Source organism: Cytobacillus sp. OWB-43, from assembly GCF_034651445.1.
GTDB classification, from domain to species: Bacteria; Bacillota; Bacilli; order Bacillales; family Cytobacillaceae; genus Cytobacillus; species Cytobacillus kochii.
Map to the genome: position 1 here is coordinate 1246784 of NZ_JAYEFF010000001.1, position 15949 is coordinate 1262732.

Sequence of the window (15949 nt, forward strand, 5' to 3'; positions counted from 1 at the left end):
TCTTAATTTGTTGCTTCTATAAATCTTCTAATTTTACTCGGACTTTTTTTTCCATCTATTTCAACACCTGAACTTACATCAACCATAAAGGGAGCAGATTGTGAAATGGCGACTTTAACATTTTCTGCTGTTAAACCGCCAGCGAGGATCAATTTCGGGTGTTTTCTTTGCATTTCTTGCAGCAATGTCCAATCAAAGCTCGTTCCATTACCGCCATGGTATTTACCTCTTGGACTATCAACAAGAATGTAATCATCATCGTATTCATAGATAAGGTCGATATCTTTTTCGCTTTTCATTTGTATCGCTTTAATTACCTCAAAACCTTGGGATTTGATTTCTGTGCAATAGGTTTTCGATTCATCACCGTGTAATTGCACATGTGTTAAGCCTACTTCTTTTGCTATAAGAAGAAGCGATTCTATTGGCTCATCAACAAAGACTCCGACCTTCCATACATTTATAGGCAAACCTTTAATAATCTTTTTCGCCTTCTCGGTAGAAATTCTACGTTTACTTACAGCAAAAACAAATCCGAGGGCATCAGCCCCATAGACTATTGCTTGCTGTGCAATTTCCTCACTAACAATTCCACAAATTTTCACTTTCATTTCGATCCACCAGCCAAATTTTGCGTCTTTTTCATTTGTCTCATCAATAATTCTAAGTTTTCAGATTTCATCAATGCTTCCCCGACTAAAATACCGTCTGCTCCAGCATTAATTACTCTTGCTACATCTTCCCCTGTTTTTAAACCACTCTCACTAATTAAGAACGCTCCTGATTCTTTTATAAGTGGAGCGAGTGATTCCGTTACCTGCAAATCCACACCAAATGTATGAAGATCACGATTATTCACACCAATGATTTCAGCTCCTAATTCTATTGCCCTTTCTGCTTCAGCTTTATTGTGTACTTCGACCAAAACCTCAAGACCCTCATTGATTGCAAAATGAAAGAGTTGTTTTAACTGATCTTTCGTTAATGCTGCAACAATCAATAAAATAACTGTTGCCCCATGATTTTTGGCATAAACGATTTGCCTTTCATCGATAATAAAGTCTTTACATAATAAAGGTAGCGATACCGCATCAAAAACAGTTGTTAAATCTGTAAAATTTCCTTTAAAAAATGGGGTATCGGTCAGAACAGACATCGCATCAGCACCAAAGCGCTCATATAAACAGGCTTGCTCGTCAGGTTGTAATAGATTATTTATGATTCCTTTAGAAGGAGATGCTCGTTTAAATTCAGCGATAATCACAGGTTTATTTTTTTCTAATTGTTTTAATAAAGAGCGTGTAGTTCCGTTCCTTCGACTATTTCCGGAATAGGCTAAATTTGATAAAGTTCGTCTTTTTTCTGAAATGATACGATCTAAGATTGTCATGAGTCTATATCACCTTTTCTGTAGATTGAACACTTAATGTTTTTAGTTGCTCTAACTTTTCCATTGCTGCGCCTGAATCAATGATTTCTAAAGCAAGTTGCACGCCTTCCTTAATTGATTCAGTTCTTCCACCAACAAAAATACCTATCCCAGCATTAAGCGCAACGGTTTCTCGATACGCCCCTTTTTCTCCTTCTAAGACCCGAAGTAAAATTGCTGCATTTTCTTTTGCATAACCACCACGAATTTTTTCATTCGCATACACATGTAAACCCACTTCTTCAGGATGAAGCATAGTGGTTTGAATGTTTCCGTCTTTTAAAATAGCTAAATAGTTTTCACCTTGTAAAGAAGCTTCGTCCATATACCCTGCTCCATTGATAACGACCGCTCTTTTTCGCCCTAGCTTTTGAAGGACTTCAGCAAACATTTCAACAGCATCTCTTTTATAAATGCCTAATAATTGATTTTCTAAATTCATTGGATTAATTAGCGGACCTAATAGATTGAATGTTGTCGGAATTCTTAAATCTTGTCTTACTTTCATAATCCTCTTGATTTGCGGATGAACATTAGGTGCAAATAAAAATGCGATGCCAATCTTTTCTAATATTCCTTCAATTTGTCGTGGTGATAAATCAAGACGAATCCCTAAATGTTCCAAGACATCCGCACTGCCCGTTTTACTTGATACGCTCCTATTTCCATGCTTCGCTACAGGAATACCGCTTGCAGCTATAACAAAAGCAGAAGTAGTACTAATATTAAAGCTTTTTGAACCATCTCCTCCAGTACCACAATTATCCATTAAATGAGGAATAGATGTATCAAAGGTTAACGCATGAGCTCTTAATGCTTTTACAAATGTTGCGATTTCATTAACCGTCTCTCCTTTTGCTTTTAAGCTAACAAGAAAGGCAGCAATTTCACTATCCGTAATATCTGGCGAAAACAGATATTGTACAGCTTCTATCATTTCTTCTTCTGTTAATGAAATGCTATTGGTTAATTGCAGCAGAATTTCTTTCATCATTCTCTCTCCTTTTAGTGTTTTCAATAAAATGTCTCAACATCTTTTGGCCTTGTAATGTACCAATCGATTCAGGGTGAAATTGAAATCCATATAAATCAAATGCTTCATGCTTAATAGCCATTATTTCGCCGTCCTCTAGTGAACGTGCTGAAATGTTGAAGTACCCTGGAAGGCTACCTGATTTGATGACTAATGAGTGATACCTCATCACTACCAGCGGTTGACTCATATATTGAAATACCCCCCCACCTGTATGCATCATGTTTGAGGTTTTTCCATGCATAATTTTCTTCGCTTCAGTGATTTCACCTCCGAATGCATATCCAATTGCTTGATGACCTAAACAAACACCTAAAATGGGATATTCTTGATGTAATTGTTGAATTAATTCCACACATATACCTGCATTCTCTGGGCGCCCAGGGCCAGGTGACAAAATGATATGAGTCGGATCTAATAAACGAATTTCTTCGACAGTTATTTGGTTATTTCGTTTCACTACGACCGTTTGCCCTAGTTCTCCTAAATATTGATACAAGTTATAAGTAAATGAATCATAATTATCAATTAATAAAATCATTTGTTTGCCTCCAGAAATGCCTTTAATTTATGAATCGTTTCTTCATATTCTTTTTTAGGAATCGAATCATAAACAATTCCTGCACCAGCCTGAATATATGCGTTCCCATCCTTTGCTACCATCGTTCGAATAGCAAGAGCAAAATCCATATTACCGTTTGTGGATAAATAACCAATGGCTCCGGAATAGATACCTCTTTTTGTTTCCTCTAATTCATTGATAATTTCCATCGCTCTTATTTTTGGTGCACCTGATACTGTACCAGCTGGCAGGCAAGAAATAAGTGCATCAATATTTGTACATTCATTCTTTAACTGCCCCTCTACTTCAGAAACAAGATGCATCACATGTTTATATTTTTCAATATTCATATATTTCCGAATGCTAATCGTCCCAAATTCACATACTCTACCTAAATCATTTCTCCCAAGATCAAGAAGCATTCGATGCTCTGCCACCTCTTTTTCATCTTGCTTGAGCTCTTTTGCTAACAAATCATCTTCTAAATTGTTTCTCCCTCTAGGCCTTGTGCCGGCAATTGGATTGGTCATTACTTTGTGCTGATTCACCTTTACTAAACTCTCTGGCGAAGCCCCCGCTACTTTGTAATCACCAAAGTCCAAGTAATACATATATGGAGAAGGGTTATCAATTCTGAGTTTTCTATAAAAATCAAAAGGATCTCCACTTATTTCTGCTTGTAACCGCTGGGATAATACTACTTGAAAAATATCTCCCGCCTTTATATATTCTTTTGCTTTTTCTACTTTTGAGATAAATGCATCTTCGCTCATTAGTGGTCTATATTGACTGATTCGCGCTTTTTCACCCGTTTTTTGCTCCATAGAAAATAGCTCTGCCTTACGCTTACTTAATTTTTCTTCTAGTTGCCTTTTATTTGATACGATTGGTACTCCTACTAAAAATAATTTTTGCTTTAGATGGTCAAAAACAATCACTTCTTCAAAGAACATGAAATGTACTTCGGGAATTTGCAAATCATCCTGTATTTCAATTCCTATTTCTTCATATTGTCTAATAACATCATAACCAGCAAACCCCACGGCACCACCGATAAACGGGAATTGTTGAGAATTGTGAATGCCAATTTTTTTCATTTGCTCTTTGACTACTTCTAACGGTTTATTTTTTACTTCTTCTCTTTCATTTTCTGAGAGTATAATCGTAGATCTTGCACTTCCTTGCACTTCTAAAACGGGATTGCAGCCGATAAAAGAAAATCTACCAGCGTCTTCATGTTTTAAAGAGCTTTCAAACAAAAATTTCTTTTTACCTGAAAGCTTTTGATAAATGGCAATTGGTGTTAATAAATCACCATCATTGACTTCTAAAATAACCAGGGTTTCTAAAGTCTGATTCATGTTCTCACTTCTCCTTATCAATAATAAATCGAATTTAAACGCAAAAAATCCCCTATACCATAAACGCTCAATAGCTTTAGGTATAGAGGACGTATCTATATAGATGCGTGGTGCCACCTCAAGTTCAGAATGTCCATGGGGACATTCTCTTTTTCAAGTACAGATGTCAAAATCGATACTCTATCCTTTTAACGGCGGAATCCCGTGTCCCTTACTTACATTTTTCAGGGTACCTCTCACAAGTCCATTCCATTTATCGATCACACCGGATTCCCACCAACACCAGCTCTCTTATGTGATTAACGATAAATATACTACTCTTGATCAACGATTTGTTTTATGAAATTAAACGAAAAAGGGCCTCTCTCCTTATTAAAAAGGACGAGAGACCCGTGGTGCCACCTTTATTAGCTGTAAATTACAACTCACTTAACAAATACGAATAACAAATTCGTATTTATCTCTTTTAACGATGAGACATTCGCCAGAGCCTACTAGTTATAAAAGGTTCGGTCTGGAAGCTCGGAAGTCCATTCACTTATATCACCCACTGATTCCCACCAACCATCAGCTCTCTAAAATGAGCATATATAAGATACTACTCTTCGTCATTGCTTACGTCTTATTTGTTACATATGATATGCCTGATTCTTTTAATTGTCAATAGGTTTTCGTTTAATTTTTAATCTTTTTTCTAATATTTCTGTCCACTCTTGCGATAACCCAGATACATTCAACAATTTTTCCATTGCTACAATATCTTTTAGTTTATGTAGTATAATATCAGTCGCATCCCATACAGACAGTTCCGATTGCTTTCTTTCGACTAATTGAATTTCTGACTGAAGGTCAATCGTTCCCTCTTTTAACACACGGAAAAAATAACCTGTATGATTCGTCTGAAAAACCTTTTTTAATAATTGATCTTCACCATTAAATTTTGAGATGGTTGAACAAGGAACTCTCCCTTGTGTCACTTCAACAATCGTTTCACCAATTGCAAACACATCACCAATATATATTTCCTTCTCAGTCATATTTGTTGTACTAATATTTTCACCAAAAGAAGGAAGCAAAAAAGTACGGTTAAATGCCTTTTGCCATTTTTCATAATGTTCGTACGGATAAAGACATAATGCTCTGTCAATCCCACCATGAAAATCTGTATTAGCTACTCCGTCGCCTTCAATCGCATCTTTTTTTAAAAAGAGTTCTTTTACAGGTGTTTTACCGATAGCAGATGTTTCATGCTTTTCTTTCCATTGATAATCTCTAGGTTTACCTTTACTTAAAGATACAATTCTCAATTTCCTGCCCCCTTTATCTACCTTTCATTTTAGCTTTTATTACTAATTTTTACTAGTTAGGAAAAAACAAAATTGTAGCCATACTTTCTGTTCATTTCGTTTATATTAATAAATAGTGTTTGTGAGGGTAAAAACAATTGAAAGTGAGTTAACCATGGACCATATTGAACAAGCCATACAAAAAAAGACGAGTAAAAATAAAAAACAAAATAAAAAGAATAACCAAAAATGGGCTATTTTATCTATTTCTTCCATTCCGCTTGTCATGACCCTTGGAAATTCTATGCTCATACCTGTCTTACCAGTTATGGAAAAAAAACTATCAATTAATTCTTTCCAAGTAAGTATGATTATCACAATATATTCCATTGTCGCCATCTTTCTCATCCCGATTGCCGGTTATCTTTCTGACCATATTGGAAGAAAAAAAGTCATTATCCCTAGTCTGTTGATTGCAGGAATTGGTGGAATTGTTTCTGGTTGGGCTGCATGGAAGTTGGAAAATCCCTATATGGTCATCTTGATTGGAAGAGCCCTTCAAGGGGTAGGAGCTGCCGGAGCTCAACCAATAGTCATGCCATTAGTTGGTGATATGTTTAAAAATGATGATGATGTAAGTAGTTCGTTAGGTTTAATCGAGACCTCCAATACTTTCGGAAAAGTATTAAGTCCCATTTTAGGAGCTTTGCTTGCCGGAGTAATTTGGTTTTTACCTTTCTTTTCAATTCCTGTTTTTTGTTTATGTTCGATTATCTTAATGCTTTTTCTCGTAAAAACACCCAATAAGCGAGAAGAACCTATTCCTTTTAAGGAGTTTTTTCAGCATATAAAAGACATATTTACACAAAAAGGAAAATGGTTATATGCCATTTTTCTTATTGGTGCAATCCTCATGCTTGTTCTATTCGGGATATTATTTTATTTATCCGATTTATTAGAGAAAAGCTATCATATAAAAAATATAAAAAAAGGTCTGCTCCTCGCATTACCTTTATGTTCACTCTGTGCATCTTCCTATATTACAGGAAAGTTAATTAAGCAAAACAAAATATTGATGAAGTGGATGATATTTGTCAGTTGTTTAGGAGCAATGATCTCTGTAGCATTACTAAGCTTAAATGACCAGCTCTGGTTTATGATTATGCTGTTTCTGTTATGCGGAATTGGTATCGGAGCGGCGTTGCCCTGTTTGGATGCAATGATTACTGAAGGCATTGAAAAAGAGCAAAGAGGGACGATATCTTCTATTTATAGCTCTATGCGTTTTATTGGTGTCGCAGCAGGACCACCTATTACGGCATTATTGTTAAAGCATGCAGAAAATTGGATGTTCTATATCTTTAGTCTTATTTTACTGATAGCTGCATTAGCAACCTTCTTAGCAATTAAGCCGAAATCATAAGGAACACAGAAGATAAACCCGTGACAACTGAACACTCATATGATATGATTTTATTATATATTTCGTATAAAAATGACCACAAGTGTTGCAGCACCTGTGGCCATCTGCAATAGGTTCGTCCTAAAAGGGGACGGCCAAATAAGTTTGACGTAGACCTCACCCTAAAAGTTTAAAGGCTCAAGGGGGGTCTATTTTTTATGATTAAAAGCTAAGACCGCCATAATCAGTGTTGTAAATGAAATCATCAACATTAGAGATTCAAATACTGTCAAAAGGCCTCACCCCCTTTCTACGGGGTTAGCCGACCACCCTTGTGAACACTATCGCTCTTCCATTATAACATATTTTCACAAAAATATAAGAACACATGTTCTGTTTTTAAAAATTGAGCCTATCCACCTATTCTACATTAGGTTTTCTTTTGATGGTTCCTAGCAACAGTGCAGCAAAAAGACTACCTACCGCAATGGCCAACAAAAAGGAAAGAGAAGAACCGAACACAAAAGGTGTAACTAATACTCCTCCATGAGGAATCGCAATCCCTGTATGTGTTGCCATCGACAACGCACCCGCAGTTGCAGAACCAAGGAGAATTGGTGGTATATATGCCTTCTTATTCCGCTCGACAAAAGGGATCGCTCCTTCAGTCATAAACAAAAACCCTTTTACATAATTTGTACGATAATATAAACGTTCATTTTTAGAGAACTTCCAATAAAAAATACTCGTCGCAAAAGCAATGGCAAGTGGAGGAACCATTCCACCAACCATAATAGCAGCTAATGGTTCGTATACACCATTTAACATAAATCCAATACCAACCAAATAAGTCATTTTATTAATAGGACCACCTAGGTCAATGGCCATTAATAGTCCGAACATCGCACCAATCAAGATAGACAAAGGTGTCGTCATCGTTTGGAATAATGTTGTAATGAATTGTGTTAACCAGGTTAATGGTTGTAATAATACAAACATCGCCAATAAAGTCATCAAAATGCCGATGACAGGATAAATGATAATGTTCGACATCGCTGTGATAGAGGATGGTAAATAATTCGTCCATTTCTTTAAACGATTAATAATGAACCCACCGATTAAACCTGCACATATCCCACCAATCAAGCCTGAACCATTCATTGCAGCGAATAAACCACCAATTGCTCCTGGCGCAAATCCTGGGCGATCACTAATGCTTTTACCAATATAGCCAGCAAATATAGGCATTAATAAAACAATAATTGTTTGATCACCGAAAAAAGAGAGAATCTCCCAAAATTGATGACGGAAATCTGAACTAAAAATCGTTAATGACAATAAAAATCCAGCTGCAATGGCAAGGGGGAGCATATTAGATAACCCATTCATCACATGTTGATAAAGCTCTCTTGACCAAGTTTTACTATTTTTATTTACATGATTATGGTCATATATGTCACAATCTTGTGAAACAGCTTTTTCTAATAACTGAAAAGGTTTACTCATACCATCTGCAACAGAGGCTTGCACCATATGTTTGCCACTAAATCGCTCCAACTCTACTTTTGTATCGGCTGCAATAATAATGGCAGTTGCTTTTTCTATTTCAGCTTTTGTAATATGTTGCTTAACCCCAGCAGCGCCATTTGTTTCGACTTTTAGAGGAATATGCAAAGTGGCGGCAGCTGACTCTAAGGAATGAGCCGCCATATAAGTATGAGCAATCCCTGTTGGACAACCTGTAACTGCTAAAATAAATGGAGTCTCTTCATTCGTTTCATAAGTTTCATTTCTAGTATCATCTTTATCCAATTCACTAATAATCGAGAGTAAATCACTCTTTGACTCTGCCGTCATTAGTTTGAAATGAGTTTCTTTGTTCATTAAAATGGTTGATAACTTAGCTAATATATCCAAATGAAGTTCATCGGCGTTTTCCGGAACAGCAATAAGGAAGATAAGATGGGCTTTTTCACCATCTAAAGAGTTAAACTCTATCCCTCCATGACTCCTTGCTAAAGCAATACCAACTTGTGTGACTGCCCTAGATTTTGCATGTGGAATCGCAACGCCGTTGCCTATACCTGTAGTACTTTGCGCTTCTCGTTTAAGCACATCAGCAAGGAAAAGCCCTTTTTCCTTTATACCACCATCATTGTACAGCGTATCGACTAACGCAGTAATCGCTTCTACTTTTGTCACTTCCTCAAGTGAGAGAAGAATTGATTCTTCACTTAATAAATCAGTAATATTCAATACCTCTCTCCTTTCCACTAACAAAAAGTCTTTTTATCTTTCAATCATACAAAAAATAATAAGAAAATCAATCATTTTTTCTAGCAAATGATAATTGCTGAAATTGTTCATGTATGCTAGAATCGAAATAACAATATATAGTTAAATTCAACTTCACTAATCACTATATATTGTATTTTGCAAGATTATCCTCATCCATAGTCTCATTTTCCGTTTCTTGATAAGAAACGGCTTTTTTCTGTTTATCTTTTTCCTATTGACTATATCATCACCCAACGATTGGAAATAAAATGATACTTCCAGTATATCTAAAGTTCCTGTATAACTATAGATGTTTACGTATGCATTTCTTACTATTTTTATGACTATTCTGTGACCATTGTATCATTAATTAAAGAAATCATTATTTTTAAAATAGGTAAATAAAATAACTCCATATAGTCCGGTTACATGTTACAATATGAAAAATGCAATATATTACTATTGTTTTGATTCAATTATAACGAAGTGATTAAAATTTAGAGGAGTATGGATCATGGCAAAGCCATCTAGTGAAACAGTCATCTTTTATATTGCAGGAAGTATTTTCACTGTATTATCAATTGGTGGAATTACTTTTTTATTAACAGAATGTTATCAATCACAAACCCTCAATGGTGCAGAGCTATGGATTATTATGCTCGTTAGTTTTGCAGTAACCGCTTTATGTGATTTTGAGTTAGAACTTGAAAAACAAAGTGACACATAAATAATTCACTAACAGGCAGAGGTAATCGTTTTGATTACTGGAATTGCTTTTCTTGTTTGCAAATGGAACATAACAAAAACTTTTTCACTTGTTGCTATGATTTTTTGATCTCTAGTTGCCATTTGTTGAGAAATGACAAAACTCGTATGACCAACTCTCTTTAATGTTGTCGTAATCTCTAACAGTTCTCCCACTAATGCCTCTTTTATATACTCACTTTCCACTTTCTTTACAACGCAACCGATATGTCTTGATTGTAAATATTGATTCGTTAGACCAAGCGCTAAAAACCAGTCATCAATACCACATTCGAAGTAGTTGAAATATTTCAAATAGTTCATATGACCAAGTTCATCTATATCACTCTCACGAACAACAATACTTGTTTTAATTTTTTTCAATTTAAGCCAGTCCTCCTTTTTGTATGCTATTTCCTCTGAACAATATTGATAAAAATGGTGAAAGAAAAGTACTATCCATTCCTTTCACCAAATGAAAACCTAATGATTGATTGCCCTTCTTTTATGAGCAAACTCAATATACGTTTTAAGTATTTCTGGATTAGCCATTGAACCAACATTAATCACTTTTTCTGGCTGATGACCTAATAATATCCTTTTAATCGGTACTTCCATCTTCTTACCGGTCAACGTTCTCGGCACCTGCTCCACAGCAATAATTTCATTTGGAACAAACCGTGGTGAAACTTGTTGTCGTATGACATCTTTAATATGTGAAATGAGTCCATCTTCGAGTAGTTGATCTTGCTTTAACACTACAAATAAAGCCATATATGAATCTTCTTCTAGTGCTTCTAAATCAACTACTAAGCTATCGCTTACAATCTCTATACTTTCGACTGCTCGATAAATTTCACTAGTACCTATGCGAACGCCTTGTTTATTAATGGTTGAGTCTGACCTGCCAAAGATAATGGATCTCCCTTTATCATCAAACTGAATCCAATCTCCATGACGCCAAATTCCCGGAAAAGTACTAAAATAACTTTCTTTGTAACGCTTGTCACCTTCATCATTCCAAAAATAAATTGGCATCGATGGCATTGGATTAAGAATCACTAATTCCCCTACCTCATTAAGTACGAGCTTTCCATCGTCATTAAAAGCTTGAGCGTTTACTCCTAAAGCCTTTGTTTGAATTTCTCCAGCACGAACGGGCAAAACGGGGGACCCTCCAATAAAAGCTGTGCATACATCTGTACCTCCACTTACGGAGGCTAACCATACATCCTGTTTAACCTCGTTATATACCCATTTAAAACCGTCTATGCTTAGGGGAGATCCTGTGGAACAAATGGCTTTTAAATGGGGGAATGTATACTTTTCTTTCGGTTTAATTCCTAATTTTAAACTTGCCTGTATAAAAGCAGCACTCGTTCCAAAGAAACTTACTTTTGTTTTTTCGGCTAATTCCCATAAAACATCGGGTTTTGGGTACATTGGGCTACCATCATATAAAACAATCTTTCCACCTGTTAAAAGGGCACCAACAAGTAAATTCCACATCATCCAACCCGTTGTCGTAAACCAAAAAAATACATCTTCGTTTGTAACCCCTTCTTCAATGACTAATACTTTTAAATGTTCAAGTACAATGCCTCCTTGACTGTGTACAATTGGTTTAGGCAGTCCTGTCGTTCCAGATGAAAATAAAATCCATAAAGGATGATTAAAAGGCACTGGTTCGAAAACAAGTTCACTCTTTCTTTTCATTACTTCTTGCCAGTCGATCGTTTTCTGTGGATTTAACCGTTTATAATCACTATTTATGCTCTTAAACAACACGGTTCGCTTCAAAGTTGGTAGTGCATTCTGTAAGTGAGCCACTTGATCAACTCGGTCTGATGTTTTGCCATTATATACATAACCGTCCACTGCAATGAGTACATTCGGCTCAATCTGTTTGAACCGTTCCACCACACTTTCCATACCGAAATCAGGTGAACAACAAGACCATACTGCTCCAATACTCGCACATGCTAAAAAAGCAATAATCGTCTCAGGAATATTAGGCATATAACCAACGATACGATCTCCTTTTTTTACACCTATCTCTTTTAAATAACCTGCTAGTGAAGCCGTTTTTCCCCTTAATTCTTTCCAGGAAATTTCCTTTATATCTTCCATTTCTGATCGGAAAATAAGTGCTGTTTCATCACCTCTATCATTTCTGAACACATGCTCAGCATAATTCAATGAGGAGCCTTCAAACCATCTAGTTCCTGGCATTTTTCGAGATTGTAAAACATGTGAGTATGGCGTATATGAAATGATTTGACAATATTCCCATACATATCCCCAGAATAATTCTAATTCATCAACTGACCATTTCCACAAATGATGGACATCATTTAATTCGAGCTTCTTTTCGTTTCTGATCCAATGAAGAAATTTTGTTACCCCTGCTTTCTCTATCTCCCTTTCGCTCGGTTGCCATAAAAGTTGACCTTTTGAAACCGCTTCCATTTCCTTCGCCACCTTCATTCTCTTTTGTAAAATGGACGGGAATCTGAGATGAAATGATTTTCCATTTTATATATATTATCAAAAAAATCGTTATTATCATACTATTTAATATATATTCTCCTAGTATAAGTGGCTACTACGATTATTATTATTAAAAATAATTCTATTTGTTTATCTTCCTGTCTCTTCCCTTGACTTCTAAAATTTTAATAAATTCTAACATTTAGCTTTTTTCTAGAGATAACCTTTGACAAGTTGGATAAAATGATGTAAATTACGTAATGGGCGAACAATTAATATGTTAACCCAATATAATATTCGTATTTTGAGGTGCTAGCTATGGAAAACGTATTTGATTATGAAGACATTCAATTAATTCCTGCTAAATGTATTGTGACTAGTCGTTCTGAGTGTGATACAGCTGTAACGCTCGGAAAACATAAATTCAAACTCCCAGTTGTCCCTGCAAATATGCAAACAATTATCGATGAAAAAATTGCTACTTATCTTGCTGAAAACGGTTATTTTTATGTCATGCACCGCTTCCAACCTGAGACGCGTAAAAACTTTATTAAGGATATGCATGCACGTGAACTCATTGCTTCTATTAGTGTTGGTGTAAAAGAAGAAGAATATGGTTTTATTGAAGAATTAGCTTATGAAAAAATTGTACCTGATTATATTACAATCGATATTGCTCACGGGCATTCCAATGCAGTCATTCAAATGATTCAACATATTAAATTACATTTGCCTGATGCTTTTGTTATTGCTGGTAATGTAGGTACACCTGAAGCTGTCCGCGAATTAGAGAATGCCGGTGCAGACGCAACAAAAGTAGGCATTGGGCCAGGAAAAGTTTGTATCACAAAGATAAAAACTGGTTTTGGTACAGGTGGCTGGCAATTAGCTGCACTTCGTTGGTGCGCAAAAGCAGCAAGCAAACCTATTATTGCTGATGGTGGGATTAGAACACATGGCGATATTGCAAAGTCTATCCGTTTTGGCGCATCAATGGTCATGATCGGTTCATTGTTTGCTGGTCATGAAGAATCACCTGGTGAAACAATTGAAAAAGATGGTAAGCTCTACAAAGAATATTTCGGTTCAGCCTCTGAATTCCAAAAAGGCGAACGTAAAAATGTTGAAGGCAAAAAAATGTACGTCGAGCATAAAGGTTCTCTTGTGGATACATTAAAAGAAATGGAACAAGATTTACAATCTTCTATTTCTTATGCTGGTGGAAATAGGCTTGAGAGTATCCGCAATGTAGATTATGTAGTAGTAAAAAACTCAATCTTTAATGGTGATAAAGTTTATTAAACAACCCGATTAAGCCAAGAAAATCATTTATTTCATCCTGCCAGGGATTTGACCCCCGGCAGGATGAGTGCGTTTATTTTGAAGTGAAAACAGGTTTTCTTTTCTCCATAAAGGCCTTTGTTCCTTCCTTTTTATCCGCTGTTGCAAATAAAACTGCTTGTGCTAATTTCTCAATTATTTGTCCTGTTTTTTGATCGGTTTCTGCACCATATTGTACAGCCATTTTAGCGAGCTTAACCGCTAATGGACCTTTAGCTAAAATTTGCTCTGCTATCTCATCTACTTTATCCTTCAAAAATTGCAATGGGACAACTTCTGTTACTAAGCCATGTGTCATTGCTTCCTCAGCAGAAAGAAATTTTCCTAATAGAATCATTTCTAACGCCTTTCCTTTTCCAACAATTCGCGATAGCCTTTGCGTACCACCTGCACCTGGGATAATTGACAAATTTAATTCTGGCAAACCAATCTTGGCATGATCCGCCATCACTCGTATATCACATGCTAATGCCAGTTCACATCCTCCACCAAGAGCAAGACCATTAATCATGGCAATTGTCGGCATGTCATAAGCTTCAATTTCATCATAAATTTCTTGCATACTACCTGTTGCAAAAACATCTAACATTTCCTTCTCATTTAGTTGGGTAATGTCTGCACCTGCTGCAAATGCCTTGTCTCCTTCTCCTGTAAATACAACAAGCTGGGACACTCCATCATGTTTAATTTCTACAAGAGCATCCCTTATCTCACTAAGCGTTTCTTTACTTAATCTATTTCTTACTTCTGGTAGATTAATATATATATAGGCAAGTTGACCTTCTTTTTTTACAATAATGTTTTCATACATCAGATTTCCTCCTTCTTATTTTTGAAGGTTTTCAATCAACATAGCCATTCCTTGGCCGCCACCGACACAGAGAGAGGCAATGCCAAATCTTCCCTTCTTTTTTGCTAGTGCATGCATTAAAGTAACGACAATTCTAGATCCGGTTGATCCAAGTGGATGTCCGAGAGCAATTGCTCCGCCATTAATATTTATTCGTTCAGGTGGTAGCATCAACTCTCTTTGTACTGCAATGGCTTGAGAAGCGAACGCTTCATTTATTTCAAATAAATCTATGTCTGCGATACTAAGCTTTGTTCTTGCCAATAGCTTCCGTATTGCCGGTACAGGTCCAATCCCCATGACTTCAGGTGAAACACCGACAGATGTCCAATCATGAATCATTGCTCTTGCTGATAATCCCCTTTTATCAGCTTCTTGTGCTGTCATAAGCAAGAGTGCTGAGGCGCCATCATTTCTTCCACACGCATTTCCTGCAGTTACGCTACCACCTTCTTTAAATACCGGCTTTAAGCTGGCAAGCTTTTCTCGTTTTGTCTCCGGTCTTGGATGTTCGTCCTGAGCGAAAGTGATTTGTTCTCTTTTGTTTTGTATTGTTACTGGGATGATTTCTTGTTGAAATGCGTTCATTTCTTGCGCCCTTTTATACTTTTGCTGACTTTCATATGCAAACTGGTCTTGATCTTCCCTAGCAATATTGTATCGCTCGGCAACATTTTCTGCTGTCATCCCCATCCCTAAATGAGCGCCATAAATTTCTTGCGGTTGTTGACCATTCTCTTTATTGGCATCCACTAGTATTGTTTGGTCACCTCCAAAGCGTGAGCCTCTAATAAAAATGGGGGAATTACTCATACTTTCCGTACCACCTGCGATAACAACATTTGCCTGTTTGGAATAGATTTGTTGCATACCTGAAGCGATGGCTTGCATCCCTGATGCACATAATCGATTCACAGTAAAAGCGGGGGAAGTTTCAGGAATGCCCGCTCTTAAAGCAGCTACTCTTGCCACGTTGGATGATTGCGAAGATTGTCTCACTTCTCCTAATACGACTTCTTCAATAGTCGATGGGCTCACATTGACACGTTTAAGTAAGCCAGATATAACATCGGATGCTAAGTAGCTAGAAGATATATTACGTAATGTTCCTCCATACCTTCCAATCGCTGTTCTTACGCCATCTACAATGACGATTTTGTTTAGGTCCATTTTC

At 36.4% G+C, this 15949-nt stretch carries 15 protein-coding genes and 2 other annotated features; of the genes, 3 read left to right on the forward strand and 12 right to left on the reverse strand.

What is annotated here, in order from left to right; genetic code table 11:
• Positions 1-2 precede the first annotated feature (2 nt).
• The 6 genes from U9M49_RS06035 to U9M49_RS06060 all read right to left on the reverse strand — a co-directional run bounded on the left by U9M49_RS06035 (position 3) and on the right by U9M49_RS06060 (position 5692).
• Positions 3-611, reverse strand: coding sequence for a phosphoribosylanthranilate isomerase (locus tag U9M49_RS06035; protein WP_095372988.1), 609 nt, complete (start codon positions 609-611; stop codon positions 3-5).
• Positions 608-1390 carry an indole-3-glycerol phosphate synthase TrpC gene (gene trpC / locus U9M49_RS06040; RefSeq protein WP_095372987.1) on the reverse strand — a complete coding sequence of 261 codons (783 nt, stop codon included), beginning with the start codon at positions 1388-1390 and terminating at the stop codon, positions 608-610. Before trpC ends, U9M49_RS06035 begins: the two co-directional genes overlap by 4 nt.
• A 4-nt stretch (positions 1391-1394) precedes the next feature.
• Positions 1395-2420 carry an anthranilate phosphoribosyltransferase gene (gene trpD / locus U9M49_RS06045; protein ID WP_095372986.1) on the reverse strand — a complete coding sequence of 342 codons (1026 nt, stop codon included), beginning with the start codon at positions 2418-2420 and terminating at the stop codon, positions 1395-1397.
• The gene (locus U9M49_RS06050; RefSeq protein ID WP_095372985.1) at positions 2389-3003 is read right to left on the reverse strand and encodes an anthranilate synthase component II; all 615 of its coding nucleotides are present in this window, start codon (positions 3001-3003) and stop codon (positions 2389-2391) included. Before U9M49_RS06050 ends, trpD begins: the two co-directional genes overlap by 32 nt.
• On the reverse strand, positions 3000-4385 hold the full coding sequence (trpE, locus tag U9M49_RS06055; protein WP_307313405.1) for an anthranilate synthase component I: 1386 nt from the start codon (positions 4383-4385) through the stop codon (positions 3000-3002). Before trpE ends, U9M49_RS06050 begins: the two co-directional genes overlap by 4 nt.
• Before the next feature lie 82 nt (positions 4386-4467).
• Positions 4468-4722, reverse strand: a binding site (T-box leader).
• 37 nt (positions 4723-4759) lie between these two features.
• Positions 4760-5006 (reverse strand) — a binding site (T-box leader).
• Between the two features lie 32 nt (positions 5007-5038).
• A complete protein-coding gene (locus U9M49_RS06060; RefSeq protein WP_322909489.1) occupies positions 5039-5692 on the reverse strand; it encodes an MOSC domain-containing protein in 654 nt (217 codons plus the stop codon).
• Between the two features lie 154 nt (positions 5693-5846).
• Here U9M49_RS06060 and U9M49_RS06065 point away from each other — a divergent pair, with 154 nt between their 5' ends.
• Complete coding sequence (locus U9M49_RS06065) at positions 5847-7094, forward strand: MFS transporter (protein ID WP_322909490.1); 1248 nt, start codon at positions 5847-5849, stop codon at positions 7092-7094.
• A gap of 188 nt (positions 7095-7282) precedes the next feature.
• Here U9M49_RS06065 and U9M49_RS22670 read toward each other — a convergent pair whose 3' ends face one another.
• The gene (locus U9M49_RS22670; protein ID WP_224938507.1) at positions 7283-7366 is read right to left on the reverse strand and encodes a putative holin-like toxin; all 84 of its coding nucleotides are present in this window, start codon (positions 7364-7366) and stop codon (positions 7283-7285) included.
• Positions 7367-7493: 127 nt separating this feature from the next.
• Positions 7494-9329, reverse strand: a complete 1836-nt coding sequence (locus U9M49_RS06070; protein ID WP_322909491.1) for a fructose-specific PTS transporter subunit EIIC — start codon at positions 9327-9329, stop codon at positions 7494-7496.
• A gap of 535 nt (positions 9330-9864) precedes the next feature.
• On the opposite strand from U9M49_RS06070, the gene U9M49_RS06075 reads away from it, so the two are divergent.
• Complete coding sequence (locus tag U9M49_RS06075; protein WP_095372981.1) at positions 9865-10077, forward strand: hypothetical protein; 213 nt, start codon at positions 9865-9867, stop codon at positions 10075-10077.
• A gap of 8 nt (positions 10078-10085) precedes the next feature.
• On the opposite strand, the gene U9M49_RS06080 is transcribed toward U9M49_RS06075, so the two are convergent.
• Together U9M49_RS06080 and U9M49_RS06085 are read right to left on the reverse strand one after the other, a co-directional pair.
• The gene (locus U9M49_RS06080; protein ID WP_224938462.1) at positions 10086-10478 is read right to left on the reverse strand and encodes an acyl-CoA thioesterase; all 393 of its coding nucleotides are present in this window, start codon (positions 10476-10478) and stop codon (positions 10086-10088) included.
• A gap of 99 nt (positions 10479-10577) precedes the next feature.
• Positions 10578-12563 carry an acetoacetate--CoA ligase gene (locus U9M49_RS06085; RefSeq protein WP_322909492.1) on the reverse strand — a complete coding sequence of 662 codons (1986 nt, stop codon included), beginning with the start codon at positions 12561-12563 and terminating at the stop codon, positions 10578-10580.
• Between the two features lie 339 nt (positions 12564-12902).
• Between U9M49_RS06085 and guaC the strand changes: the two genes are divergently transcribed.
• The gene (gene guaC, locus U9M49_RS06090; protein WP_307313397.1) at positions 12903-13886 is read left to right on the forward strand and encodes a GMP reductase; all 984 of its coding nucleotides are present in this window, start codon (positions 12903-12905) and stop codon (positions 13884-13886) included.
• Between the two features lie 73 nt (positions 13887-13959).
• Here guaC and U9M49_RS06095 read toward each other — a convergent pair whose 3' ends face one another.
• Together U9M49_RS06095 and U9M49_RS06100 are read right to left on the reverse strand one after the other, a co-directional pair.
• Positions 13960-14736 (reverse strand): enoyl-CoA hydratase/isomerase family protein, encoded by a 777-nt coding sequence (locus U9M49_RS06095; RefSeq protein WP_095372977.1) that lies wholly within the window; start codon positions 14734-14736, stop codon positions 13960-13962.
• 15 nt (positions 14737-14751) lie between these two features.
• A complete protein-coding gene (locus tag U9M49_RS06100) occupies positions 14752-15945 on the reverse strand; it encodes a thiolase family protein (protein ID WP_095372976.1) in 1194 nt (397 codons plus the stop codon).
• Between the last annotated feature and the right edge of the window lie 4 nt (positions 15946-15949).